Here is a 22,641-nt window from a genome sequence, read left to right as displayed (position 1 = left end):
GGATCATCCGGAGTTGGGTCGTGAAGCAACGCGCCCTTAACGTGGGCAGACGATCTGGATGCGGCTCAGGCCCTGGCGCTTGCCAGGCTGCCTATTCCGGCCGATTGCTTGCCCGCAGCCGCAGGGGCCACGGGATTGTTGATGCTGGTCGAGGTCATCGTCTCGTCGATGCCGGCACCATCGCGGTCCGATCCGTAGATCTCGCTGACGGCCTGAGCATTCAGCTGCGACGGCGTGCCGTCGAAGACGACGCGGCCGCCGGCCATCCCGATGATCCGCTCGCAATAGGCGCGCGCCGTATCGAGCGTGTGCAGGTTGGTAATGACGGTAATGCCCTCGCGCTCGTTGATGTCGCGCAGCGCGTCCATCACGATCTTGGCGTTGAGCGGGTCGAGAGAGGCGATCGGCTCATCGGCCAGAAGCATTTTCGGGGCCTGCATCAGGGCGCGGGCGATGGCCACGCGCTGCTGCTGTCCGCCCGAAAGCGTGCCGGCCCGCTGCATGGCAGTCTGCTCGATACCGAGACGCTCGAGAGCTGCGATCGCCGCCATCCGCTCGTCGTCGGTAAAGATGTTGAGAAGGCTCATGATGGTGGAGCGGTGGTTCAACCGGCCAAGCATCACGTTGGTCATGACGTCAAGACGTGGCACGAGATTGAACTGCTGGAAGATCATCGCGCAGTCGCGCTGCCAGTTGCGCAACCCGGAGCCCTTGAGAGCGGAAACCTCGAGATCGCCAAACCGGATGGAACCGGAGCTCGGCTCCTGCAGGCGGTTGATCATGCGCAGGAGGGTCGATTTTCCGGCGCCGGAGCGACCGATGACGCCGACCATCTGACCTTGAGGTATCTCCACGCTGACGGCGTTGACTGCGATATGGTCGCCGAAACGTCGGGTGACATTCCTCAGTTCAAACTTCATGTTTTTCAATCCGTCCCATTGCCTGGTGAGGATGGGATTAGACTTCGTTCATGAACCCTGAATGTCGGTTTTATGTAGGTTTTGTTACATGTTTACCCGGCTTGAACGCCCTGCTACGCCGCATATTTCGCGAGGAAGGCTTCGGCAGATAGCGCCCGGAAATCGTCGAGTGCCGTGCGCAGCGTCTGGTGATCCCAGTCCCACCACGCGAGGCGATCCATGCCGTCGCCGACCTCCCTCGTGAAACGCTCCCGGATCAGCTTGGCCGGCACGCCGCCGACGATCGTATAGGGGGCAACGTCCTTCGACACCACGGCTCCGGCGCCGATCACCGCGCCGTTGCCGACCGTCACGCCCGGCAGCACGGTGGCACCATGGCCGATCCACACGTCGTGGCCGATCGTCACACGGTTGTCGCGTCGCCACTCGAAGAAGTCGGTCTCGTTTTCCGCGTCGTCCCAGTAGTTGGCGGCACGATAGGTGAAGTGATGCAGCGTTGCCCGCCATGTCGGATGGTTCGTCGCATTGATGCGCACGGAAGCGGCCATGTTGACGAATTTGCCGATCGTCGCGCACCAGATGGAGCCGTCCTGCATGATGTACGAGTAGTCGCCGATCTCGGCCTCGTCGATGCGGCAGCGCTCGGAGATTTCCGTGTAGCGACCGATCGTCGAATTGCTGACGCTCGCCGTCGCGTGGATAACGGGGTTGATACCGACCTTGGCACTCATGCGGCAACTGCCTTTCGTGGTGAAAACGCACTGACATCGAGAATACGGTCCGCAACGGCCTCGCGCACCTCTTCGTCGTGGAAGATGCCGAGCATGGCAACGCCCTCGGCTTTCTTGGCAGCGATCATCTCGATCACAACCCGCCGGTTGGTCGCGTCGAGCGATGCGGTCGGCTCGTCGAGAAGCAGAATGCGGTGGCTGGTGATGAAGCCGCGGGCAATGTTGACGCGCTGCTGCTCGCCGCCGGAAAAGGTGGCGGGCGGAAGTAACCAGAGTTCGCGCGGAAGGTTCAGCCTGGCGAGCAGTTCGACCGCCCTGTCCTTGGCTTCCGCCGCATCGATACCGCGGGCAACGAGCGGCTCTGCGACCACGTCGACTGCCGCGACGCGCGGCACGGTGCGCAGGAACTGGCTGACGTAACCCATCGTATGCCGGCGAACCTCGATAATCGTGCGCGGATCTGCTGCCGCGATATCGACGATCTTCTCGCGGTGATTCACCAGGATCTGGCCCGCATCGACGGCATAGTTGCCGTAGAGCATTTTCAGGATGGAGCTCTTGCCGATCCCCGAGGGGCCGCCGAGCACGACGCATTCGCCGCCGGCAACGGAAAAGCTGACGTCGTTGACGACCGGCAGCTTGATGCCGTCGCGCAGGTGCATGATGAAGCTTTTGGAGACTTCCGAGACGACGAGTGGAGTGGCCATCGGTCTGTCCTATACCTGGAGAATCGAGGAAACGAGCAACTGCGTGTAGGGCTCGCGAGGGTCGTCGAGGACACGGTCGGTGAGCCCCTGTTCGATCACATGACCGTCTTTCATCACCATCATCCGGTGCGAGAGAAGGCGGGCGACCGCGAGATCATGAGTGACGACAATGGCCGAGAGACCGAGATCGTTGACCAGACCGCGCACAAGGTCGAGCAGCCGTGCCTGTACCGAGACGTCGAGGCCGCCGGTCGGTTCGTCCATGAACACGAGGCGCGGACCTGTCACGAGATTGCGGGCGATCTGCAGACGCTGGCGCATGCCGCCGGAAAAGGCGCGCGGCTGGTCGTCGATGCGATCCGCGGAGATTTCCACGCGTCCCAGCCAGTCGGTCGCCGTTTCGCGGATCTTGCCGTAATGCCGGTCACCGACCGCCATCAGCCGCTCGCCGACATTGGCGCCCGCCGAAACCGTCATGCGCAAACCATCGGCCGGGTTCTGGTGCACGAAACCCCAGTCGGTGCGCATCAGGAACCGCCGTTCGGCCTCGCTCATGTGATAGAGATCGCGGAAATTGCCGTCGCGCATCCGGTATTCGACACTGCCGGCGCTCGGCATCAGCCGGGTCGAAAGGCAATTGAGCAACGTCGTCTTGCCGGAACCGGATTCGCCGACGATGGCCAGCACTTCGCCCGGCCACAGATCGAAACTGACATCCTGGCAACCGATCCGGCTGCCATAGAATTTCGACACGCCGCTGACTTTGAGAAGGGGATTGTCGCTCATTCCGCAGCCTCCTGGTTGGGGGCGAGCATCTCGCCGACATGGCCGTGTTCGCGGCGGTCTTCGCAATGGTCGGTATCGGAGCAGACGAACATCCGCCCGCCCTGGTCGTCGAGCACCACTTCGTCGAGATAGACCCCGTGTGCGCCGCAAAGCGCGCAATCCTGCTCGAATGTCTGGATCTCGAACGGGTGGTCCTCGAAATCCAGGCTGACCACTTCGGTATGCGGCGGAACCGCATAGATCCGTTTCTCACGTCCGGCGCCGAACAGCTGCAGCGCATCGGACATGTGCATTTTCGGATTGTCGAATTTCGGGGTCGGCGAGGGATCCATCACATAACGACCGTCTACCTTGACCGGATAGGCATAGGTCTTGGAGATGCGGCCGTTATGGGCAATGTCCTCGTAAAGCTTCACATGCATCAGCCCGTATTCTTCGAGCGCGTGCATTTTCCGGGTCTCGGTTTCGCGCGGCTCGAGGAAACGCAGCGGTTCCGGGATCGGCACCTGATAGACCAGCACCTGGCCCTCGGTCAGCTTCTGCTCGGGAATGCGGTGGCGCGTCTGGATGATCGTCGCATCCTTCGTGTGGGTGGTGACAGCGACATTGGCGACCTTCTGGAAGAATGCGCGGATCGAGACCGCATTGGTCGTGTCGTCGGCGCCCTGGTCGATGACCTTCAGCACATCGTCCGGGCCGATGATCGCGGCCGTCACCTGCACGCCACCGGTACCCCAGCCATAGGGCATCGGCATTTCGCGCGACGCGAACGGCACTTGGTAGCCGGGTATGGCGATCGCTTTCAGGATCGCCCGGCGGATCATCCGTTTCGTCTGTTCGTCCAGATAGGCGAAATTGTAGGTGGCGAGATCGGCACTCATTCGGCAGCATCCTTCATCTCGGTATCGGCATGGCAAGCGGCCTCAATCTCGGCGCGCATCTTGCGCACCATGGCAAGCTCCGCCTGGAAGTCGACGTAATGGGGCAATTTCAGGTGTTCGACGAAGCCCGTCGCCTGCACATTGTCGGAGTGCGAAATGACGAATTCCTCGTCCTGCGCCGGCGCGGTAATGTCCTCGCCAAGCTCTTCCGCACGAAGGGCGCGATCCACCAGCGACATCGACATCGCCTTACGCTCGCTCTGCCCGAACACGAGCCCGTAGCCACGGGTAAACTGCGGCGGTGCTATGGAGGAGCCCTTGAACTGGTTGATCATCTGGCACTCGGTCAGCTGGATGCGACCGAGGGAGACCGGGAAGCCGAGTTCCGGCATGTCCATTTCCACCTCCACCTCGCCGATCCGGATCTCGCCGACGAATGGGTGGTTGCGGCCATAGCCGCGCTGGGTCGAGTAGCCGAGCGCCAGCAGAAAGCCCTCGTCGCCGCGGGCCAGAGCCTGCAGCCTGAGGTCACGACCCATTGGGAATTCCAGCGGCTCGCGGGTCAGGTCCCGTGCCGCATGGTCATCGGGCAGGTCGCCGTCCGGCTCGATCAGTCCTTCATGTGCGAGAATGTCGGAAACGCGCATGATCTCCTCGCCGGACGCCTCTTTGCGTGCAGGATCGGCGACCACCTCATCCGTCAGCAGCGAGGGATCGAGAAGCCGGTGCGTGTAGTCGAAAGTAGGGCCGAGCAGCTGGCCGCCCGGCAAATCCTTGTAGGTCGCCGAGACGCGCCGCTCGACCTTCATGGCCGCGGTATCGACCGGGACGGAAGAACCGAAGCGGGGCAGCGTGGTGCGGTAGGCCCGAAGCAAAAAGATCGCCTCGATCAGATCGCCACGCGACTGGCGCACCGCAAGCGCTGCGAGCGACCGATCATAGAGCGAGGCTTCCGCCATCACCCGGTCGACGGCAAGGCCAAGCTGTTCGGCGATCTGCTCGATCGTGAGGGCTGGAAGTGACCGGTCTCCGCGACGACGGTCGGCAAGCAATGCGTGAGCGTTGGTGATGGCGGCCTCGCCACCCTTGACTGCAACATACATGGGTTTGATCTCCTTCGGCTTAGCCGGCAATCCGGGTGGTGCGCGGCAGGCACAGGAACTGCGCTCCGGCGGTGAGGATGACGTCGACTCCGCGGGGAAAGAGCGCCCTGTTGTCGTCCCAAAGCCTCCCGAACATATCCGGCAGTCCCGAGACTGCGACCGTTTTGGTGCCGAGGATCCCCGGTCCGGTCAGGCTCAGTTCTTCGCCGTCGCCAAGAGCCGAGACCTCGAGGATCAGGGTCGTGGATCGATCCGGGTATTCCTGGGTACCGGCGGCAAACAGGCCGAAGGAAGAGGGCGCTATCCCGGCTTCGATGAAGGCAAAGCTGCTCTGCGCCTTTTCTCGGGTGATCGGTGCACCCGTATGGAAACCGATCCATTCCGGCATCGCAGATTTTGCAAGCCCGGCACTCAGCCAGACGGGGGTATCGTGATCGCAGAGCGTCAGAGCAATCGCGCCAGCCGCATTGCCGAGCGGTTCGGGCTGACCGGCCTGGAGCGCGGCGTCGTAGATTGTTCCGGGCCGCGCCATTCCGTCCATCAGCGTTTTGAAAACGGTCTGGGATTGGAAGACCGGGTCGGCAAACCCACCGGCGAGTGCTTGCGTATGGACGGCCATCAATCGTCTCCCCGTACCATTGTGAAGAAGTCGACGCGGGTCGCCGCGGTCTCTTCGGCTTTCTGTCTGTCCTCAGTGGCGATGCGGCTTTCCGTCGGTGAAAGAAGCGCCGTTTCGACGAAAACGCGGGTCTCCGCCTCCTGCCACAGCGCATCGAAGATCGCAGACAGCCGCGCCTTCTCCTTGTCGGTGCCAAGCGCCTGGGCATGGCCCGCCGTGCCGGTGGCAAGAAGGATGGTTGCGCGGGTGACCGTTGCTTCGCCGAGATTGAAGGGCGAGCCGCCGCCGCCGATCCGGCCACGAACCATCACCAGACCGGTCTCCGGTCCGCGCACCGGTTTGACGGTGGGCTTTTCTGCCAGCCCGTTCCACGCGGCCTTCAGTTCGTCGCACGAAGTCTGCGCCAGAAGCTCGATGCAGCGGCGCCGCTTTTCCGGTTCCGCCAGCGCCTTGTGATTTCCCGCAAGATCCATCGGCCATCTCCTAAATGTCTATTTATATAGACAACCATACAAATTACATGTACCAATAAAGGTGGGGTATAACAAGCGTGTGACAGGGGTGCTGATCGGGTGATTGTTCAAAGGCAGAGCGGCGTCGCGTTGTGGCGGCAGATAGCCGACCGCATCCGCACGGCGATCGCGAACGGCGATTACGATTCCACCGGCAAGGTGCCGCCGGAGATTGCGCTGGCGGCCGAGTTCGGCGTGAACCGCCATACGGTCAGAAGCGCGCTGGCAGCGCTGGCGCAGGAGGGCATTGTGCGGGCGGTTCAGGGGCGGGGAACGCTGATCGAGCGCAAGGAACGGCTGAATTTCCCGATTTCCAGGCGCACGCGGTTCAGCGAGGGCATCGGCGATCAGGCCAAGGAAAAGGAAGGTCTGCTGCTGGCGGCATCCGAGGAACCGGCGACATCGGATCTGGCGTCGCGCCTGCAGCTTGCTGTCGGTGCTGCCGTGATCCGGCTTGAAACCCTGCGCAAGGCGGATCGCCGTCCGGTATCACGGGCAACCGCCTGGTTCCCGGCCGAACGCTTTGCAGGGATCGCAGAGGCCTATCGCGACAGCGGCTCGATCACCGCGGCCTTCGTGGCGCTCGGCTTGACCGACTATCTCCGCGTCTCGACCGAAATCACGGCTGTGCACGCAGACAGCGGCGACCTTGCGGATCTGGAGTTGTCGCCGGGTGCGATCATGCTGGTCACGCGCGCGTTGAACGCAGATCCGGATGGCGTTCCCGTTCAGTATGCGATCAGCCGCTTTCCGGCCGACATGGTGCAGTTCACGATCGAAAACTGACAAATGCAAACGCCGGCCCGCATTGTCCATGCGAGCCGGCGCGATCTTGAAGACTTGGCGCGTCTTAGTGGGCGGCGGACATGTCGCCCAGAACCTTCTTGGAAGCGACGGTCGAATCCGCGTTCAGTACGTAGACCATCGGCACGCCGGTCGCGAGGTTGAGCTTGAGGATCTCTTCCTTGCTGAGACGGTCGAGCACCATCACCAGCGAGCGCAGGGAATTGCCGTGGGCGGCAACGAGAACCTTTTCGCCGCGAAGCACGCGCGGCAGGATCTCGGTCATGTAATAGGGCCATACCCGGGCACCGGTGTCGCGCAGGCTCTCGCCGCCTGGCGGCGGGATGTCGTAGGAACGGCGCCAGATATGCACCTGTTCCTCGCCCCACTTGGCGCGCGCATCGTCCTTGTTGAGGCCGGAGAGATCGCCGTAGTCGCGCTCGTTCAGGGCCTGGTCGCGGATGGTTTCAAGGTCGGTCTGGCCGAGCTTGTCGAGCACGATCTTCAGCGTATCCTGGGCTCGCTTGAGGTCGGAGGTGAAGGCGATATCGAACTTGATGCCGGTATCGGCAAGCGCCTGGCCGCCGGTCTCGGCTTCCTGAATGCCGAGCGGAGTAAGCTCGGGATCCTTCCAGCCGGTGAAAAGGTTCTTCAGGTTCCAGTCGCTCTGGCCGTGGCGAACGAGGACGAGTGTACCGCTCATGAATTGAATTCCTCCGATAGTGTCAAGAAAGCCCGAGAACGTCGAGCATGGAATAGAAACCCGGCTTTTCGTCGCGCGCCCAGACGGCAGCAGTTACCGCGCCGCGCGCGAAGATCGAGCGGTCGCGGGCACTGTGCGACAGCGTCACCAGCTCACCTTCGCCGGCAAGGATGACCGAATGATCGCCGACCACCGATCCGCCGCGCAGGGTCGCAAAGCCGATCGTGCCGGCAGGGCGGGGGCCGGTATGGCCATCGCGCACCCGCACCGACTGCGTGGCAAGATCGATGCCACGCCCGGCAGCCGCTGCCTCGCCAAGCAGCAGCGCGGTGCCGGATGGCGCATCCACCTTGTGCTTGTGGTGCATCTCGACGATTTCGATATCCCAGCCAATAGCAGGAAGCGCTTTTGCCGCATCGCGCGTCAGAACGCCGAGAAGGTTGACGCCGAGGCTCATGTTGCCGGACTTGACGACCCGTGCATGGCGGGCGGCGGCCTCGAATTTTTCCTCGTGCTCGGCTCCGCAGCCGGTCGTGCCGATCACATGCACGATGCGCGCCTGCGCGGCGAGCCCGGCAAACGTCACGCTTGCGTCAGGTGCCGTGAAATCCAGAACGCCATCGGCGTCGAGAAACGCCTTCAGGGGATCGGTGGTGACGGTGATGCCAAGCGGCCCGGTTCCGGCAAGATCACCGGCATCCTTTCCGACGAAGGCTGAGCCTTCCCGTTCGATCGCGGCATGCAGCGTGACGCCGTCAGTCTCGTGGATGATCCGGATCAGGGCCTGGCCCATACGGCCTGCCGCGCCAACCACTACAAGCTTCATGTCGTTTGCGGCCATGGGCGACGGGTTTCCTAGAGAGTTTACGAAAAATCTTTGACGGGCAGTTGCAGGTTGTTCAGGCGAGCGTAGAGCCCGTCCTTGCGCTGCGCAAGAACCTCATGCGTGCCTTCTTCCATCACCCGGCCTTCGTGCATCACGATGATCTTGTCGGCCTTGACGACGGTGGAAAGACGATGCGCGATGACGATGACGGTGCGTCCGCGCATGGCGGTATCGAGCGCCTTCTGAACGGCGGCCTCGGACTCGTTGTCGAGCGCAGACGTCGCTTCGTCGAGCAGCAGGATCGGCGCATTCCGCACCAGTGCGCGGGCAATCGAAAGCCGCTGCCGCTGGCCGCCGGAGAGGCTCATGCCGTTTTCGCCGACAGGCGTTTCGTAACCGAGCGGCTGCGCCAGGATAAAGTCGTGGGCATAGGCAAGTCTTGCTGCCTCTTCGACTTCGGCATCCGTCGCTTCCGGCCGGCCGTAGCGGATGTTGTCGCGGATCGTGCCTTCGAACAGGTAGGGCTGCTGCGAGACATAGGCGAGCTGATGGCGCAGCGACGATTTGGTGACCTCGGCAATGTTTTGACCGTCGATCAGGATTGCCCCTTCCGCCGGGTCGTAGAAACGGGGAATGAGGCTGATGATCGTCGATTTTCCGGCGCCGGATGGACCGACAAGCGCCGTCGTCTGGCCACCTTGAGCCACAAGATCGACACCGCGCAGGATCGGGCTGCCACTGCCGTAGGAGAACACGACGTTCTTCAGTTCGACGCGCGCCTTGTCGACGACGAGATCCTTGGCACCGGCCATTTCCCGCTGTGCCGGCTGCATGTCGAGAAGGGCATAAATCATCTGCGCGTTGACGACGGCACGGTCGAGCTGCACCTGCAGCTTGGCCAGCCGTCGTGCCGGGTCATAGGCCATCAGCAGCGCGGTGACGAAGGCAAAGAAAGCGCCTGGAGGTACGTTGTCATAGATCGAGCGGAACGCCGCATAGGCCAGCACGCTGGAGATCGCAAAACCGGCAAAGGTTTCGGTCAGCGGCGACGTGCGCTCCGACAGACGGGCGATACGGTTGGCGCGGCCTTCTGCCGCTTTGATGATGCGGCTCACCTTGCTGTCGAGTTCGCCTTCCATCGTGAAAGCCTTGACCACGGCGATGCCCTGGATGGTTTCCTGCATGGCGCCAAGCACGCGGCTGTTCTGTTCAACAGCCTCTCTTGTGGCGGCGCGAAGGCGCTTGGAAACATAGCGCAGCGCATAAAGAAGCGGCGGTGCGACGGCAAAGACGATGAGCGACAGGACCCAGTCCTTCGTCACCATCACCCCGATCAGCGCGACCAGCGTCAGGAGATCGCGCGCCGTGGAGGTGACCGTCAGGTTGAGGACGTCACGAACGCCGTTGATGTTCTGGCTGATCTGGGCTGCAAGATGGGCGGATCGGGCTTCGGCAAAGAAGCCGACCGACAGCGACATCAGGTGCGAGTAGATCCGGCGCTGATAGCGGGCGACGATATTGTTGCCGATCTTCGACAGCGTCACGGCCTGGCCGTAGGTGGCAAACCCGCGCAGCACGAAGGCGGCAAGGATCGATCCGCAGATCAGCCAGACGATATCCGCCCGCTTGTTTGCGAACGCCTCGTTGACGACCTTTTCCATGATCCACGCCGTGAAGGCTGTCGAAAGGGCGACCATGACAAGGCAGGATATTGCAAACGCGTAGGATCGCACGTGATCCCGGCCATTCTCGGCGATCACCCGCTTGAGCACGCTCACGATGGTGACGGAATCCACGTGGCGCTTCTTGTCTTTTGCGGCGTTCAATAGGGCGTTCCCGTTTCGGCGTCATGCCGGAGTATATTTCCGAAGGCGCTATTAAACGCTTGGGCAGGCTTTTGCCAGCCAATCGCGGGTGATTCCATCGCGCTGTTGCATTCGGGCACGTCGGCCCGGCGCAACTACCGCTGCCAGCAACGGCCTTCCAGCGCAATTCCGTAGGTCGCAGGCGAGCGCGCAAAGCTGGCGAGACCAGCAAGGGCCGCCTGCGGATGCGTGACGACGAAGGTCGGAATGGTCTTCATCAGCTCGTTGTGCGGCGCCTTGTCTTCGAACTCTTCACGAAACTCGGGCTTCTTCAATGCATCAAGGATCCGCGGCGAGATGCCGCCACCGAGGAAGACGCCGCCGCGTGCCATGAAGATGAGCGCGAGGTCACCGGCAAGGCGACCGAGATAGCGGACGAAAAGCTCGATCGTTTCCGTCGCCTGCGGGTTTTCGCCGGAAAGTCCCTGTTCGGTCACTTCGGGCGGAGCATCCAGGCTCGGAGCGATGCCATCGGCAGCACAAACGGCGTTGTAGATGTTGAGAAGACCGCGGCCGGAAATGATTTCTTCGGCCGACACCCGGCCGTCGATGCGGCGCAGATGCGGGAAGATCTCGAAATCCCGCTTCGAACGCGGACCGATATCCACATGCCCACCTTCGCCGGGGACTGGGAACCAGGTGTTACGGGCATGAACGAGCCCTGCGACGCCGAGACCGGTTCCGGGACCCAGCACGACGCGCGAAGCCTCGGTCGCTTCGGCGATCGGACCGATCGGCTGGCGATCGGCTGCAGACAGCGAGGCAACGGCCAGTGCCTGGGCCTCGAAATCGTTGAGCACGAGAACCGTATCGAAGCCAAGTTCGCCGATCATCTTTTTCGGACGCACGATCCAGTCGCAATTGGTGAGGTCGATCTCGTCACCATCGATCGGGCCGGCGACCGCAAGGATCGCACTGCGTGGCTTGTGCACGGAGTTCTTTAGGACGACATCGGCGATCGCATCGTCGATCGTCTCGTAGTCGGCCGTCTGAACATGCGGGAACTGATCCGGCGCACTCGTTGCATCAACGAGGATGGAGAAGCGGGCATTGGTGCCGCCGATATCGCCGATCAGGATCGGGAAGGCGAATGTGTGCGGTTGCACTTCAGCCATGGCGAATTCTCTCCTCCTACTGGAAATCAACAAGCTTTTCTGCCGTGGCGCGGTTGAGCGCCATCGGGATATCGTAGACGGTCGCAAGCCGCGTCAGCGCCTTGACGTCGACGTCATGGGGAAGCGCGCTCAAAGGATCGATGAAGAAGATCAGCATGCCCACCTCGCCGGTTGCGATCATCGCGCCGATCTGCTGGTCCCCGCCAAGCGGACCGCTTTTCAGGCGTGTGACATCGAGATTGGGAGCGGCTTCAAGAACGCGGCCACCGGTCGTGCCGGTCGCGACGATGCGAAACTTGGATAGTGCCGCCTGATGCCGGCGCGCAAATTCCGCCATCTCGTCCTTCTTCAGGTCGTGGGCAATAAGCGCGATGCAGGGAAGCGTCGACATGGAATTCCTCTGCAAAGCCGTAGATCGGATTGCTGGCGATTGATGCTGGCCTTCTAGCCTGCCTCCGGCGGGAAGAAAAGATGGTCCCGACGGAATCCCGGTCAGCGGGAAGGACGCGGGCTCGGCAGCGGAACGTCGGAGCCCGGGCCGGGCATCTCGCCGCCCGTCATCGTGTCCAGCCCGGTGGGCTCGGCAGGAAGCGGTACCGATGGCGCGTAGGCCATCCCACCGCCCTGGCCGCCACCTTGGAAAGTCGCGTCCTGTTCGGAGCGTGAGGGCGCGCCAAGAACTGCGGCGCAGGCCTTCGGAAGATTGGACAGCATCACCTGGCGCGGCTTTACCGGCTTCTTGTTCGGATCCGCAGGCTTCGGGGGCGCCCATGGCTCCTTGGTAAACCACCAGGCGAGCGCCTTGCTGTTGCAGTCGTCGGTGGACGGCGTCGATGCCTGGCGTTCGCAGCCGGCAGCGCCCGGCGGGCAGTTCATGCGGATATGGAAGTGTTCGTCATGGCCGTAAACCGGACGCACCTTGCCGAGCAGGCTGCGGTCTCCTGACCAGGTCTCGCACAGCTTCTTCTTGATCGCCGGATTGACGAAAACGCGCTGCACCTGCGGATAGCTTGCCGCCTGCATCACCAGACGGGCATGGGTGGGGCTCCAGCGGCGGCTGTCCACCGTCAGGAACTTGCTCTTGTCGAGCATCGAGGTGAACGGAATGTCTTCGCGCTGGGCCGGCGACAGCGGCCGCTGCGGCTTCGGCGTGAACCAGATGTCGGCATCGAGCCCGATCTGGTGCGAGGCATGGCCGCTTGGCATCGGGCCGCCGCGCGGCATCGAAATGTCGCCGACCAGGATGCCCGTGCCCCAGCCGAGACCGGCCGCATCGCGTGAGAACTGTTCCAGCAGGGAGATCATCGCCGGATTGCCCCAGCGGCGATTGCGCGAAAGGCGCATCGCCTGCCAGGTCGGCCCGTCCGTCGGCAAGGCCACGGCGCCGGACTGGCAGCCCTTGGCATAAAAGCCCAACGGTTCGGCATCGCCTCGGTTGGGCAGTTTCACGGATCCGAACAGCTGTTTTGCAGTCTTTTCTTCCTGGGCGAACGTCGGTTCGGAAATCGCGCCGCAAAACAAAGCGGCAGCAGCCAGGCCCAGAATGGTCTTAGAAATCGGTCTCATGCACATCCGCCGCAAATCAAATCAGTCCTTCTTCTACCGTGGAATGCGATTTTGTTGAAATGGAGATCGCATCCGCTGCCGGATTTCGCGGATAAATCGCTTGTGACAGCGGCTGCCTGTCTTTTGCTGTTATTTGCCCTATGCTTCACTGCAACACGAATGACAAAGGGATGTTGCATGGGCTTGGCTTGGTGGAAGATGGGTTTTGTAACCGTGGCAGCCGTCGCGGTCATTGGCACATCCGTTGCGGCACAGGATGCAGGCACCAGATGGCGGCATGGGATCGCCGTCATCGGCGATCTTGCTCTGCCCCCAGATTTCAAGCAACTGCCCTATGTGGATCTCAACGCTCCGAAGGCAGGCGAACTGCGTCTGGCGGATGAGGGGACGTTCGACAACCTCAACCCGGCGATAGACCGCGGAGCTTCCGCAGCCGGTGTCGGTATGATTTACGACACGCTGATGAAACGGTCCGAGGACGAGGTCTTCAGCACCTATGGTCTCCTGGCCGAAGCGGTGTCTTATCCGGAGAACATGTCGACTGCTACGTTCAGGCTGCGAGCGGAAGCGACATGGGCTGACGGTCAGCCGGTCACGCCGGAGGACGTTATCTTCAGCATGGCGAAGCTCAAGGAGCTGAGTGCCATGTATTCCGGCTATTATCGCCATGTCGCAAGCGTCGAGAAGACCGGCGACCGCGAAGTAACCTTCCGGTTTGACCAGGAAAACAATCGCGAGCTGCCATCGATCGTCGGTGACTTCCCCATCCTCCCGAAACATTGGTGGGAAGGCAAGGATGCGGCCGGCAAGCAACGCGACATTTCCCGCACGACGCTTGAGCCCACGATGGCGTCCGGGCCCTACAAGATCGCTTCGGTGCAGCCCGGATCCGCCATCCGCTTCGAACTGCGCGACGACTACTGGGGTAAAGACCTGCCCATCAACCTCGGCCAGAATAATTTCAGGACCGTCAGCTACACCTATTTCTCCGATGCCGATGTCGAGTTCGAGGCTTTCCGAGCCGGCACGATCGATTACCGGCAGGAAAACAGTTCCAGCCGGTGGGTCACCCGCTATGATTTCGACGCTGTGAAGGACGGGCGCATCAAAAAGGAAGCGCTCGCCAATCCATTCAGGGCAAGCGGCATCATGCAGGCGCTCGTGCCGAATGGCCGGCGCGATATGTTCAAGGACGCGAGGGTCCGTGAGGCACTGAATTACGCGCTCGATTTTGAAGATTTGAACAAGAACCTCGCCTTTGGTGGTCTCAAGCGTGTCGATAGTTTCTTCTGGGGAACCGAACTTGCTTCGTCCGGTCTGCCGCAGGGACGCGAGCTTGAGATCCTGAACGAAGTGAAGGACCAGGTTCCCCCATCGGTCTTCACCACCCCGTTTACAAATCCTGTCGGTGGCGACCCCAACAAGGTTCGCGACAATCTGCGCAAGGCAATCAGCCTTTTCAAAGAGGCGGGCTGGGAGTTGAAAGGCAACCGGATGGTCAATGCCAAAACCGGACAGCCGATGAGTTTCGAAATCCTGCTCGGCAGCGCCTCTCTGGAGCGTACCGTCAATCCCTTTGTCGCAAGTCTGAAAAAGATCGGGGTAGAGGCACGGCTTCGCACCGTTGATTCCTCGCAGTATATCAATCGGACCCGCAGCTTCGATTACGACATGATCTGGAACGTATGGGGGCAATCGATGAACCCCGGCAACGAACAGGCGGATTACTGGGGATCGGAGTCGGTCGATCGCAATGGCTCGCGCAACTTTGCCGGCATCGCCGATCCGGCGGTTGATACCCTGATCAAGAAAATAGTCTTCGCGCCGAACCGGGACGACCAGATTGCCGCAGTCAAGGCGATGGATCGCGTGTTGCTGGCAAAACGTTACGTGGTTCCACTCTTCTACTCCGGCGAAGCAAAGATCGCCTACTGGAACCGGATCACCCATCCTGCAAAGCTGCCGGAATATGGTATCGGCTTCCCCTCGTCATGGTCGTCGACCGCGGCCAAGAAATGATCATAGAAACTGACGGGCTTGCGTGGCTTCTGCGCACCTGTTCCAAATGACCCGATTGATTCGCACCTACGATGAGGATTGCCGTTTGACCCCTGCGCCGGATTTCGGTGATGCGAGAGCAGTCCCAGCAGACGTGCGAAGCGGACGTGCGTCCGGAGTTTTGTCCGGCATCGGGCCACAGCCGAAAAGCAGGGAGCTCTGATGGGCGCCTATATTCTTCGTCGCCTGCTGCTGATGATCCCGACGCTGGTCGGCATCATGGCAATCTCCTTCCTCGTTGTGCAGTTTGCGCCCGGCGGACCTGTCGAGCAGATCATCGCGCAGGTTCAGGGACAGGATAGCGGCGACCGCCTGTCTGGCGGCGGTGGCGATCTCATGGGCCAGGGCGGCGGTGGCGATGAATCGCGCTATCGCGGCGCCCAGGGGCTCGATCCGGAATTCATCAAGAAGCTCGAGCAGCAGTTCGGTTTCGACAAGCCGCCGCTCACCCGCTTTCTCGACATGATGTGGAACTACGCGCGCTTTGATTTCGGCGAAAGCTTCTTCCGCAACACGTCCGTGATCGACCTGATCATCGACAAGCTGCCGGTGTCGATCTCGCTCGGGTTCTGGATCCTGATCGTGTCCTATCTGATCTCGATCCCGCTCGGCATCCGCAAGGCGGTCAAGGATGGCTCGACCTTTGATGTCTGGACGTCGGGCATCGTCATCGTCGGTTATGCGGTTCCGGGCTTCCTGTTCGGCATCCTGTTGATCGTGATGTTCGCGGGCGGATCGTTTCTCGACTGGTTTCCCTTGCGCGGTCTCGTTTCGGATAATTTCGACGAACTCACCTGGTGGCAGAAGATCATCGACTATTTCTGGCACCTGACCCTGCCGCTGATCGCGCTGTCGCTATCGGCCTTCGCCACGACGACGCTTCTGACCAAGAATTCCTTTATCGACGAGATCAAGAAACAGTATGTCACGACCGCCCGGGCCAAAGGTCTCAACGAGCGGCAGGTTCTCTATGGCCACGTCTTCCGCAACGCCATGCTGATCGTCATCGCCGGTTTCCCGAGCGCCTTTATCTCGGCCTTCTTCACAGGCTCGCTGCTGATTGAAAACATCTTCTCGCTCGATGGGCTCGGCCGCCTCGGTTACCTCTCCATCATCAACCGCGATTATCCGATCGTGTTCGGCACGCTCTACATCTTCTCGCTGATGGGCCTTGTGGTCAGCCTGATCTCCGACCTCGTCTATACCTGGATCGATCCGCGCATCGATTTCGAGCGGAGGGACGTGTGATGCAGACACCTGCCGCGACCGCGCCTGAAACAATGCCCGTCAAGCGCCCGCTGATGTCGCCGACCAATCGGCGACGGCTCGCCAATTTCCGTGCCAACAAGCGCGGCTTCTGGTCCTTCTGGATCTTCATGGTCCTGTTCGTTCTGGCGCTGTCCGCCGAGTTCATCGCCAATGACCGGCCGATCGTCGCGTCCTACAAGGGCGAGATCCTCTATCCTGTGATGATCGATTATCCGGAAGAGAAATTCGGCGGCTTCCTCGCCACCACGGATTACCGCTCCGACTTCATCCAGCAGGAGATCGAGGCCAATGGCTGGATGATCTGGCCGCCGATCCGCTATTCCTATCAAACGGTGAATTCGCAGATCCCCCATTCGGCGCCGACAAAACCCTTCTGGCTGATGTCTGCCGATGAACGCTGCAAGGCCTATCCGCAGGGCACACAGGATCCCAATTGCAGCCTCGGCAACCTCAACTGGCTCGGCACGGATGACCAGGCGCGCGACGTGACGGCGCGGATGATCTACGGGTTCCGTCTCTCCGTCCTGTTCGGCCTTGCGCTCACCATCTGTTCGGCCGTCATCGGCGTGACATCAGGCGCCATTCAGGGCTATTTCGGCGGCTGGGTCGATCTTCTGATGCAGCGCTTCATCGAGATCTGGTCGTCCATGCCGGTCCTCTATATCCTGCTGATCATCGCAGCCATCCTGCCGCCGGGCTTCTTCGTGCTGCTCGGCATCATGCTGTTGTTCTCCTGGGTGGGCTTTGTCGGCGTCGTGCGTGCGGAATTCCTGCGCGCCCGCAATTTCGAATATGTCCGGGCTGCCCGCGCCTTGGGGGTCGGCAATGCCACGATCATGTATCGGCACCTTTTGCCGAATGCGATGGTCGCGACCCTGACCTTCCTGCCCTTCATCCTGTCGGGCTCGATTGCGACACTGACCTCGCTGGACTTTCTGGGCCTCGGCATGCCGGCCGGATCGCCGTCGCTGGGTGAAATGATCGCCCAGGGCAAGAACAACCTCCAGGCTCCATGGCTCGGCCTCACGGCCTTCTTCACGATGTCGATCATGATGTCGCTGCTGATCTTCATCGGCGAGGCTGTGCGCGATGCCTTCGATCCGAGAAAGACGTTTGGGTGAAACCATGACCGAACCGCTTCTCTCCGTGCGTGATCTCTCCGTCGCCTTCCATCAGGGCGGCGCAACGACGCTTGCCGTCGACAAGGTGTCGTTCGACATTAACCCGGGCGAGGTTCTGGCGCTTGTCGGTGAATCCGGTTCCGGCAAGTCGGTAACGGCCAATTCCATCCTCAAGCTTCTGTCCTATCCAGCGGCAAGCCATCCCTCCGGCGAGATCCTGTTTGATGGCCGCGATCTCCTGAAGGCATCGGAACCTGACCTGCGCCGCGTGCGCGGCAACGACATCACGATGATCTTTCAAGAGCCGATGACGTCGCTCAATCCGCTTCACACGATCGAGAAGCAGATCGGCGAGATCCTCGACCTGCATCAGGGCGTCTCCGGCCAGACGGCGCGGGATCGTACGTTGGAACTGCTGAACCAGGTCGGTATCCGCGATCCGGAAAAGCGCCTACAGGCCTATCCGCACGAGCTTTCGGGCGGCCAGCGCCAGCGCGTGATGATCGCCATGGCGCTTGCCAACCGGCCGAAACTCTTGATCGCCGACGAACCGACCACGGCGCTCGACGTCACGGTGCAGGCGCAGATCCTCGATCTGTTGCGCGCGCTGAAGGGCGAGCACGGCATGTCGATGCTGTTCATCACCCACGATCTCGGCATCGTTCGGAAATTCGCCGATCGCGTCTGCGTCATGACCAAGGGCAGAATCGTCGAGGCAGGCAGCGTCGAGGACGTGTTCACGAAACCGCAGCACCCTTATACCCAGCATCTCCTGGCCTCCGAACCGCGCGGCGAACCGCCGGTCGTCGATCCGCAAAGCCCTGTGGTAATGGAAGGCAAGGACATCCGTGTCTGGTTCCCGGTCAAGGCCGGTTTCATGCGCAGGGTGGTCGATCACGTCAAGGCGGTCGATGGTGTCGACCTGACGCTGCGCGCCGGGGAAACGCTAGGCGTCGTCGGCGAATCCGGTTCCGGCAAGACGACGCTGGGCCTGGCGCTCGCAAGGCTGATTTCGTCTGAAGGCCGCATCGTCTTCATCGGCAACGATATCGGAAAATACAGCTTCAAACAGATGCGACCGTTCCGCGACCGGTTGCAGGTCGTGTTTCAGGATCCGTTCGGTTCACTCAGCCCGCGCATGCCGGTCGGCGACATCATCGCCGAGGGTCTCAAGGTCCACGAGAGCCAGCTTTCGGCCGATGAGCGCGATACCCGCGTCGTCTGGGCGCTTGGCGAAGTAGGGCTCGATCCGGCCACGCGCTGGCGCTATCCGCATGAATTCTCGGGCGGCCAGCGGCAGCGTATCGCGATTGCCCGCGCCATGGTGCTGAAGCCACGCTTCGTCATGCTCGACGAACCGACGTCCGCGCTCGACATGACCGTGCAGGCGCAGGTGGTCGATCTCCTGCGCGACCTGCAGAAGAAGCACAACCTTGCCTACCTCTTCATTAGCCATGATCTGAAGGTGGTAAAGGCGCTCGCCAACCACGTCATCGTCATGCGGCTCGGCAAAGTGGTCGAAGAGGGCCCGGCCGATCAGATCTTCCGCGCGCCCCGCGAGGATTATACCCGCGCCCTGATGGCCGCCGCCTTCAACCTGGAAGCCGTCGAAGTCGGCGCCATCAATCAGTAATCTCAAAATCCGGGAATAAGTCATGTCCGAAAAAGGCGCGGTCGTCATCGATCTCAAATTCGAGCAGCGTGAAATGCACGCGGCCCTCGAGGGCGCCTTCCCCGGGCGAACCATCCTGCATGCCGCAGACAAGGCGGCGGATCTGTCCCAGGCGCGCTATGCGGTCATGTGGAAGCCGGATGTCGATCTCTTCCAGCGCGCGCCGAACCTCGACGTGCTCTTTTCCGGCGGCGCCGGCGTCGATTCCATCCTCGCCACACCCGGACTGCCGGATCGCCCGATCGTCCGCTTCGTCGACCAGAGCCTGACGACACGCATGAGCGAATGGGTAGTCTTGCAGGCGCTGAGTCATCTGCGACAGATGCCGACCTACCTTGCCCAGCAGCGTCGCAGCGAGTGGCGCGAACTCGCCCAGCCGGAGGCAAAGGACCTGACGGTTGGCGTCATGGGTCTCGGCAAGCTCGGTCTCGATTCTGTCGCCAAGCTGAAGATCATGGGCTTCAATGTCATCGGCTGGTCGCGCAGTGCCAAGGTGATCGAGGGCGTCGAGACGTTCGATGCCGATGGTCTAAATGCATTTCTCGGTCGAACCGATATCCTCGTCGGCCTCCTGCCGCTGACGCCGGAGACCCGCGGCCTGTTCGATTCGTCGCTGTTTGCGAAACTCCGTCAAGGCGGCGCTCTTGGCAAACCGGTCTTCATCAACGCCGGCCGCGGCGGCAGCCAGGTCGAGGCCGATCTCGTGTCGGCGCTCGAGAGTGGCATGCTGGGTGGAGCGTCGCTGGATGTCTTCGAACAGGAGCCGTTGTCGAAGGAGAGCCCTTTCTGGTCCATGGACAACGTCATCGTGACGCCGCACGCAGCCTCCGCATCGGATATCCGCGCGCTGTTTCGCAATGCCGAGGTGCAGATGCAGCGCTTCGAAGTGGGTGAGGCACTGCAGCACGTTGTGGACCGCACAGCCGGCTATTAGGCCATGTTCCCGATCCCGAGGGGCCGAAACGGAACCATTCGCACCAACCCGCGGTTTAGCTGGCATGGACCGGCGTGACGACGATGATGCCGGCAATGGAGGAGTGATCATGAACACCCGTTTCGATGCCGACAAACCCACACCGAACGTCTCGCGCGGCACAAGTTCCAACCCGAACGGCGCACCGGTTCAGGAAACTGCGACCGAAGCGCGGCAGGGTTCCTACGGCAAGCCGATGCTGATCGTGCTGGTTTGCGGTCTCGTTCTTGCGGTCGTCGCCTGGAGCGGCGCAGAGTGGTGGGGCGAATCGACAGATGCTCCGACGGAGCAAACCGCCACGCCGCCGGCTGGTAGCACGACACCTGGCAACTCCACCGGCGCAGCACCCAGCAACGCACCGGTCACCCAGCCGCAGGCCCCGACAACCAATGATCGTCCCTCCGGAAATCCATGATTGGCCCGTCTCGTTCGGCCGCGATCTCGCGGCCGAATTGCGTTCTGGACTTGCCAAGTCATTTGCCGATAAGACTTTGCCCGGGATTGGCGCAGGGTTTCGAAATCTCGCGAGACGCCGATGTGGTGGAGCCGGCCGTCTGGCCGGGCAGGGGCAGGCATGACGAAGACTGATATTGCGACCAGGGTTTATAACCACACCTGGAAGCTGGACCCGATCATACGCAGTCTGATCGACACCGATTTCTACAAGCTGCTGATGTTGCAGATGATCTGGAAACTTTATCCGGACGTCAACGCGACTTTTTCGGTCATCAACCGGACGACGAGCGTCAGACTCGCCGAGGAAATCGACGAGGCTGCCTTGCGCGAGCAGCTCGACCATGCCCGCACTGTCGGTCTTTCCAAGAAGGAAATGATCTGGCTCACCGGTAACACCTTCTACGGCAAGAAGCAGATTTTCGAGCCGGAATTCCTGACCTGGCTGTCGACCTTTAAACTCCCGGAATACGAACTTTCCAAGCATAACGGCCAGTACGAGCTGACCTTCCACGGCAAGTGGATGGAGACGACGATGTGGGAAATCCCGGCATTGGCGATCATCAACGAGATGCGATCCCGCTCGGCCATGCGGACGCTCGGCTATTTTACGCTCGATGTGCTCTATGCGCGCGCCAAGGCGAAGATGTGGGAAAAGGTCGAGCGTCTGCGCACGCTTCCCGGTCTTCGTATCTCCGATTTTGGCACGCGGCGCCGCCACAGCTTCATGTGGCAGCGCTGGTGTGTCGAAGCCCTGAAGGAAGGGATCGGCGGCGCCTTTACCGGGACGAGCAACGTGCTCCTGGCAATGGATTCCGATCTCGAAGCCGTCGGCACCAACGCGCACGAACTTCCCATGGTGGCCGCAGCCTTGGCGGAGACAGATGAGGACCTGCGCCAGGCACCCTATCAGGTGCTAAAGGACTGGAACCGGCTTTATCACGGCAACCTCTTGATCGTGCTTCCCGATGCGTTCGGCACGGCCGCCTTCCTGCGCGACGCGCCGGACTGGGTTGCCGACTGGACCGGCTTCCGGCCGGACAGCGCACCGCCCATTGAAGGCGGCGAAAAGATCATCGCCTGGTGGAACAAGATGGGGCGTGATCCGCGAGAGAAGCTTCTGATCTTTTCGGACGGTCTGGATGTCGAAGCAATCGTCGATACCTACCGCCATTTCGAGGGACGGGCACGCATGAGCTTCGGCTGGGGGACAAACCTCACCAATGATTTTGCCGATTGTGCGCCACAGGAAATCGCCGGTCTCAAGCCGATCTCGGTCGTCTGCAAGGTGACCGAAGCGAATGGCCGCCCCGCCGTCAAGCTTTCCGACAATCCCCGCAAGGCAACCGGCGAACCGTCGGAAGTCGAGCGGTATCTCAAATTCTTCGGTCAGGAAGACCGCGTCGACCAAAAGGTCGTCGTCTAGTCATTTCCGCAATCAAAAAGGCCCGGCGAGGAAGCTCGCCGGGCCTTGTCTGTTTGGTGATGTCAGATCGAACTTACTGCTCGATCACCTGAACCACGGTGTTGGTTTCCGGATCAACGATGACGCGCTGGTTGTTGACGACCGTGTACGCGTATTTCGGATTGCTTGGCACAGGCGTCACGACGACGGTCTGCGGGATCCGCTTGCCGACGGCGATCGGCTGCTCGACCCTGTAGGCGGTGGTAGGCAGCGGCTGTTCCTGGACGTAGGTCACGACTTCGCGCGGTGGCGGGTCGATTGCTGTCCCGGCGACAGCGCCGATAACGCCACCAACTGCAGCGCCAACCGGGCCGCCAACGATCGCGCCGGTGACCGCGCCGCCTGCGGCGCCTGTAACAGTACCCTGCTGTGCAAAGGCTTGGCCGGTAAAGGCTGTCGCGAGGATGATGCAGGAAGCAAATGTCAGCTTCTTCATGGTGGTTCTCCTTTTTCTATACGCTCGGGCCTAACAACGGTAGAACTTGCAAACTCGTTCCGGAGCGGTTGTCACCT

General features: G+C 61.5%; 23 protein-coding genes. 8 read left to right on the top strand and 15 right to left on the bottom strand.

Translation table 11 applies throughout. From position 1 onward, the window contains the following. Positions 1–65 precede the first annotated feature (65 nt). From phnC to phnG, 8 genes are all read right to left on the bottom strand, one after another. Positions 66–920 (bottom strand): phosphonate ABC transporter ATP-binding protein, encoded by an 855-nt coding sequence (gene phnC / locus ACQY1J_RS19960; RefSeq protein WP_430250662.1) that lies wholly within the window; start codon positions 918–920, stop codon positions 66–68. A gap of 113 nt (positions 921–1,033) precedes the next feature. Then, on the bottom strand, positions 1,034–1,651 hold the full coding sequence (locus tag ACQY1J_RS19955; protein ID WP_430250661.1) for a DapH/DapD/GlmU-related protein: 618 nt from the start codon (positions 1,649–1,651) through the stop codon (positions 1,034–1,036). Further along, on the bottom strand, positions 1,648–2,358 hold the full coding sequence (gene phnL / locus ACQY1J_RS19950) for a phosphonate C-P lyase system protein PhnL (protein WP_092663944.1): 711 nt from the start codon (positions 2,356–2,358) through the stop codon (positions 1,648–1,650). Before phnL ends, ACQY1J_RS19955 begins: the two co-directional genes overlap by 4 nt. A 9-nt stretch (positions 2,359–2,367) precedes the next feature. Next, positions 2,368–3,144, bottom strand: a complete 777-nt coding sequence (phnK, locus tag ACQY1J_RS19945) for a phosphonate C-P lyase system protein PhnK (protein ID WP_062578633.1) — start codon at positions 3,142–3,144, stop codon at positions 2,368–2,370. After that, entirely contained in the window at positions 3,141–4,025 is an 885-nt protein-coding gene (locus ACQY1J_RS19940) for an alpha-D-ribose 1-methylphosphonate 5-phosphate C-P-lyase PhnJ (protein ID WP_092663942.1), read from the bottom strand. The genes phnK and ACQY1J_RS19940 overlap by 4 nt, the downstream gene beginning before the upstream one ends. Continuing rightward, the gene (locus ACQY1J_RS19935; protein WP_430250660.1) at positions 4,022–5,128 is read right to left on the bottom strand and encodes a carbon-phosphorus lyase complex subunit PhnI; all 1,107 of its coding nucleotides are present in this window, start codon (positions 5,126–5,128) and stop codon (positions 4,022–4,024) included. The genes ACQY1J_RS19940 and ACQY1J_RS19935 overlap by 4 nt, the downstream gene beginning before the upstream one ends. A gap of 19 nt (positions 5,129–5,147) precedes the next feature. Next, positions 5,148–5,747 carry a phosphonate C-P lyase system protein PhnH gene (gene phnH / locus ACQY1J_RS19930; RefSeq protein WP_430250659.1) on the bottom strand — a complete coding sequence of 200 codons (600 nt, stop codon included), beginning with the start codon at positions 5,745–5,747 and terminating at the stop codon, positions 5,148–5,150. Next, positions 5,747–6,220: a phosphonate C-P lyase system protein PhnG gene (gene phnG / locus ACQY1J_RS19925; protein WP_430250658.1), complete on the bottom strand. Its 474-nt coding sequence runs from the start codon at positions 6,218–6,220 to the stop codon at positions 5,747–5,749. The genes phnH and phnG overlap by 1 nt, the downstream gene beginning before the upstream one ends. Positions 6,221–6,319: 99 nt before the next feature. Between phnG and phnF the strand changes: the two genes are divergently transcribed. Further along, positions 6,320–7,045, top strand: coding sequence for a phosphonate metabolism transcriptional regulator PhnF (phnF, locus tag ACQY1J_RS19920; protein WP_430250657.1), 726 nt, complete (start codon positions 6,320–6,322; stop codon positions 7,043–7,045). 64 nt (positions 7,046–7,109) lie between these two features. Here phnF and ACQY1J_RS19915 read toward each other — a convergent pair whose 3' ends face one another. From ACQY1J_RS19915 to mepA, 6 genes are all read right to left on the bottom strand, one after another. Next, positions 7,110–7,745, bottom strand: coding sequence for a 2,3-bisphosphoglycerate-dependent phosphoglycerate mutase (locus ACQY1J_RS19915; protein ID WP_062454154.1), 636 nt, complete (start codon positions 7,743–7,745; stop codon positions 7,110–7,112). A 22-nt stretch (positions 7,746–7,767) separates the two neighbouring features. Further along, positions 7,768–8,586, bottom strand: a complete 819-nt coding sequence (gene dapB / locus ACQY1J_RS19910) for a 4-hydroxy-tetrahydrodipicolinate reductase (protein ID WP_430250656.1) — start codon at positions 8,584–8,586, stop codon at positions 7,768–7,770. Positions 8,587–8,609: 23 nt separating this feature from the next. Further along, on the bottom strand, positions 8,610–10,397 hold the full coding sequence (locus ACQY1J_RS19905) for an ABC transporter ATP-binding protein (protein ID WP_430250655.1): 1,788 nt from the start codon (positions 10,395–10,397) through the stop codon (positions 8,610–8,612). A gap of 134 nt (positions 10,398–10,531) precedes the next feature. Then, on the bottom strand, positions 10,532–11,551 hold the full coding sequence (locus tag ACQY1J_RS19900) for a glucokinase (protein WP_430250654.1): 1,020 nt from the start codon (positions 11,549–11,551) through the stop codon (positions 10,532–10,534). Between the two features lie 16 nt (positions 11,552–11,567). Further along, the gene (locus ACQY1J_RS19895; RefSeq protein WP_062454150.1) at positions 11,568–11,942 is read right to left on the bottom strand and encodes a methylglyoxal synthase; all 375 of its coding nucleotides are present in this window, start codon (positions 11,940–11,942) and stop codon (positions 11,568–11,570) included. A gap of 101 nt (positions 11,943–12,043) precedes the next feature. Beyond that, the gene (gene mepA, locus ACQY1J_RS19890) at positions 12,044–13,117 is read right to left on the bottom strand and encodes a penicillin-insensitive murein endopeptidase (RefSeq protein ID WP_430250653.1); all 1,074 of its coding nucleotides are present in this window, start codon (positions 13,115–13,117) and stop codon (positions 12,044–12,046) included. Positions 13,118–13,294: 177 nt separating this feature from the next. Between mepA and ACQY1J_RS19885 the strand changes: the two genes are divergently transcribed. The 7 genes from ACQY1J_RS19885 to pncB all read left to right on the top strand — a co-directional run bounded on the left by ACQY1J_RS19885 (position 13,295) and on the right by pncB (position 22,089). Further along, a complete protein-coding gene (locus tag ACQY1J_RS19885; RefSeq protein WP_430250652.1) occupies positions 13,295–15,136 on the top strand; it encodes an extracellular solute-binding protein in 1,842 nt (613 codons plus the stop codon). Between the two features lie 201 nt (positions 15,137–15,337). Next, positions 15,338–16,423 (top strand): microcin C ABC transporter permease YejB, encoded by a 1,086-nt coding sequence (locus tag ACQY1J_RS19880; RefSeq protein ID WP_092663919.1) that lies wholly within the window; start codon positions 15,338–15,340, stop codon positions 16,421–16,423. After that, entirely contained in the window at positions 16,423–17,565 is a 1,143-nt protein-coding gene (locus tag ACQY1J_RS19875; RefSeq protein ID WP_430250651.1) for an ABC transporter permease, read from the top strand. The genes ACQY1J_RS19880 and ACQY1J_RS19875 overlap by 1 nt, the downstream gene beginning before the upstream one ends. Before the next feature lie 4 nt (positions 17,566–17,569). Next, entirely contained in the window at positions 17,570–19,198 is a 1,629-nt protein-coding gene (locus ACQY1J_RS19870; RefSeq protein WP_430250650.1) for an ABC transporter ATP-binding protein, read from the top strand. A 22-nt stretch (positions 19,199–19,220) separates the two neighbouring features. Further along, a complete protein-coding gene (locus tag ACQY1J_RS19865; RefSeq protein WP_430250649.1) occupies positions 19,221–20,171 on the top strand; it encodes a 2-hydroxyacid dehydrogenase in 951 nt (316 codons plus the stop codon). Between the two features lie 109 nt (positions 20,172–20,280). Continuing rightward, the gene (locus ACQY1J_RS19860) at positions 20,281–20,625 is read left to right on the top strand and encodes a hypothetical protein (protein ID WP_139283899.1); all 345 of its coding nucleotides are present in this window, start codon (positions 20,281–20,283) and stop codon (positions 20,623–20,625) included. Between the two features lie 159 nt (positions 20,626–20,784). After that, positions 20,785–22,089: a nicotinate phosphoribosyltransferase gene (gene pncB / locus ACQY1J_RS19855; protein ID WP_113109321.1), complete on the top strand. Its 1,305-nt coding sequence runs from the start codon at positions 20,785–20,787 to the stop codon at positions 22,087–22,089. 73 nt (positions 22,090–22,162) lie between these two features. Here pncB and ACQY1J_RS19850 read toward each other — a convergent pair whose 3' ends face one another. Continuing rightward, positions 22,163–22,564, bottom strand: a complete 402-nt coding sequence (locus ACQY1J_RS19850) for a DUF1236 domain-containing protein (protein WP_062454142.1) — start codon at positions 22,562–22,564, stop codon at positions 22,163–22,165. Positions 22,565–22,641: the final 77 nt, after the last annotated feature.

The organism is Neorhizobium sp. DAR64860/K0K1 (assembly GCF_050500205.1).
In the GTDB taxonomy this organism is placed as follows: Bacteria; Pseudomonadota; Alphaproteobacteria; order Rhizobiales; family Rhizobiaceae; genus Neorhizobium; species Neorhizobium soli.
Note: the sequence above shows the minus strand (reverse complement) of the source record. Positions and strands in the feature narration are given on the sequence as shown.

What these genes read in the sequence shown, in the direction of transcription:
- ACQY1J_RS19860 (WP_139283899.1), top strand. Translation starts at nt 20,281, where the DNA reads ATGAACACCCGTTTCGATGCCGACAAACCCACACCGAACGTCTCGCGC.
- phnL (WP_092663944.1), bottom strand. Translation starts at nt 2,358, where the DNA reads ATGGCCACTCCACTCGTCGTCTCGGAAGTCTCCAAAAGCTTCATCATG.
- phnC (WP_430250662.1), bottom strand. Translation starts at nt 920, where the DNA reads ATGAAGTTTGAACTGAGGAATGTCACCCGACGTTTCGGCGACCATATC.
- phnH (WP_430250659.1), bottom strand. Translation starts at nt 5,747, where the DNA reads ATGGCCGTCCATACGCAAGCACTCGCCGGTGGGTTTGCCGACCCGGTC.
- phnK (WP_062578633.1), bottom strand. Translation starts at nt 3,144, where the DNA reads ATGAGCGACAATCCCCTTCTCAAAGTCAGCGGCGTGTCGAAATTCTAT.
- ACQY1J_RS19885 (WP_430250652.1), top strand. Translation starts at nt 13,295, where the DNA reads ATGGGCTTGGCTTGGTGGAAGATGGGTTTTGTAACCGTGGCAGCCGTC.
- ACQY1J_RS19935 (WP_430250660.1), bottom strand. Translation starts at nt 5,128, where the DNA reads ATGTATGTTGCAGTCAAGGGTGGCGAGGCCGCCATCACCAACGCTCAC.
- dapB (WP_430250656.1), bottom strand. Translation starts at nt 8,586, where the DNA reads ATGGCCGCAAACGACATGAAGCTTGTAGTGGTTGGCGCGGCAGGCCGT.
- ACQY1J_RS19865 (WP_430250649.1), top strand. Translation starts at nt 19,221, where the DNA reads ATGTCCGAAAAAGGCGCGGTCGTCATCGATCTCAAATTCGAGCAGCGT.
- ACQY1J_RS19955 (WP_430250661.1), bottom strand. Translation starts at nt 1,651, where the DNA reads ATGAGTGCCAAGGTCGGTATCAACCCCGTTATCCACGCGACGGCGAGC.
- ACQY1J_RS19875 (WP_430250651.1), top strand. Translation starts at nt 16,423, where the DNA reads ATGCAGACACCTGCCGCGACCGCGCCTGAAACAATGCCCGTCAAGCGC.
- ACQY1J_RS19895 (WP_062454150.1), bottom strand. Translation starts at nt 11,942, where the DNA reads ATGTCGACGCTTCCCTGCATCGCGCTTATTGCCCACGACCTGAAGAAG.
- ACQY1J_RS19915 (WP_062454154.1), bottom strand. Translation starts at nt 7,745, where the DNA reads ATGAGCGGTACACTCGTCCTCGTTCGCCACGGCCAGAGCGACTGGAAC.
- ACQY1J_RS19900 (WP_430250654.1), bottom strand. Translation starts at nt 11,551, where the DNA reads ATGGCTGAAGTGCAACCGCACACATTCGCCTTCCCGATCCTGATCGGC.
- ACQY1J_RS19880 (WP_092663919.1), top strand. Translation starts at nt 15,338, where the DNA reads ATGGGCGCCTATATTCTTCGTCGCCTGCTGCTGATGATCCCGACGCTG.
- ACQY1J_RS19870 (WP_430250650.1), top strand. Translation starts at nt 17,570, where the DNA reads ATGACCGAACCGCTTCTCTCCGTGCGTGATCTCTCCGTCGCCTTCCAT.
- ACQY1J_RS19850 (WP_062454142.1), bottom strand. Translation starts at nt 22,564, where the DNA reads ATGAAGAAGCTGACATTTGCTTCCTGCATCATCCTCGCGACAGCCTTT.
- ACQY1J_RS19940 (WP_092663942.1), bottom strand. Translation starts at nt 4,025, where the DNA reads ATGAGTGCCGATCTCGCCACCTACAATTTCGCCTATCTGGACGAACAG.
- mepA (WP_430250653.1), bottom strand. Translation starts at nt 13,117, where the DNA reads ATGAGACCGATTTCTAAGACCATTCTGGGCCTGGCTGCTGCCGCTTTG.
- pncB (WP_113109321.1), top strand. Translation starts at nt 20,785, where the DNA reads ATGACGAAGACTGATATTGCGACCAGGGTTTATAACCACACCTGGAAG.
- phnG (WP_430250658.1), bottom strand. Translation starts at nt 6,220, where the DNA reads ATGGATCTTGCGGGAAATCACAAGGCGCTGGCGGAACCGGAAAAGCGG.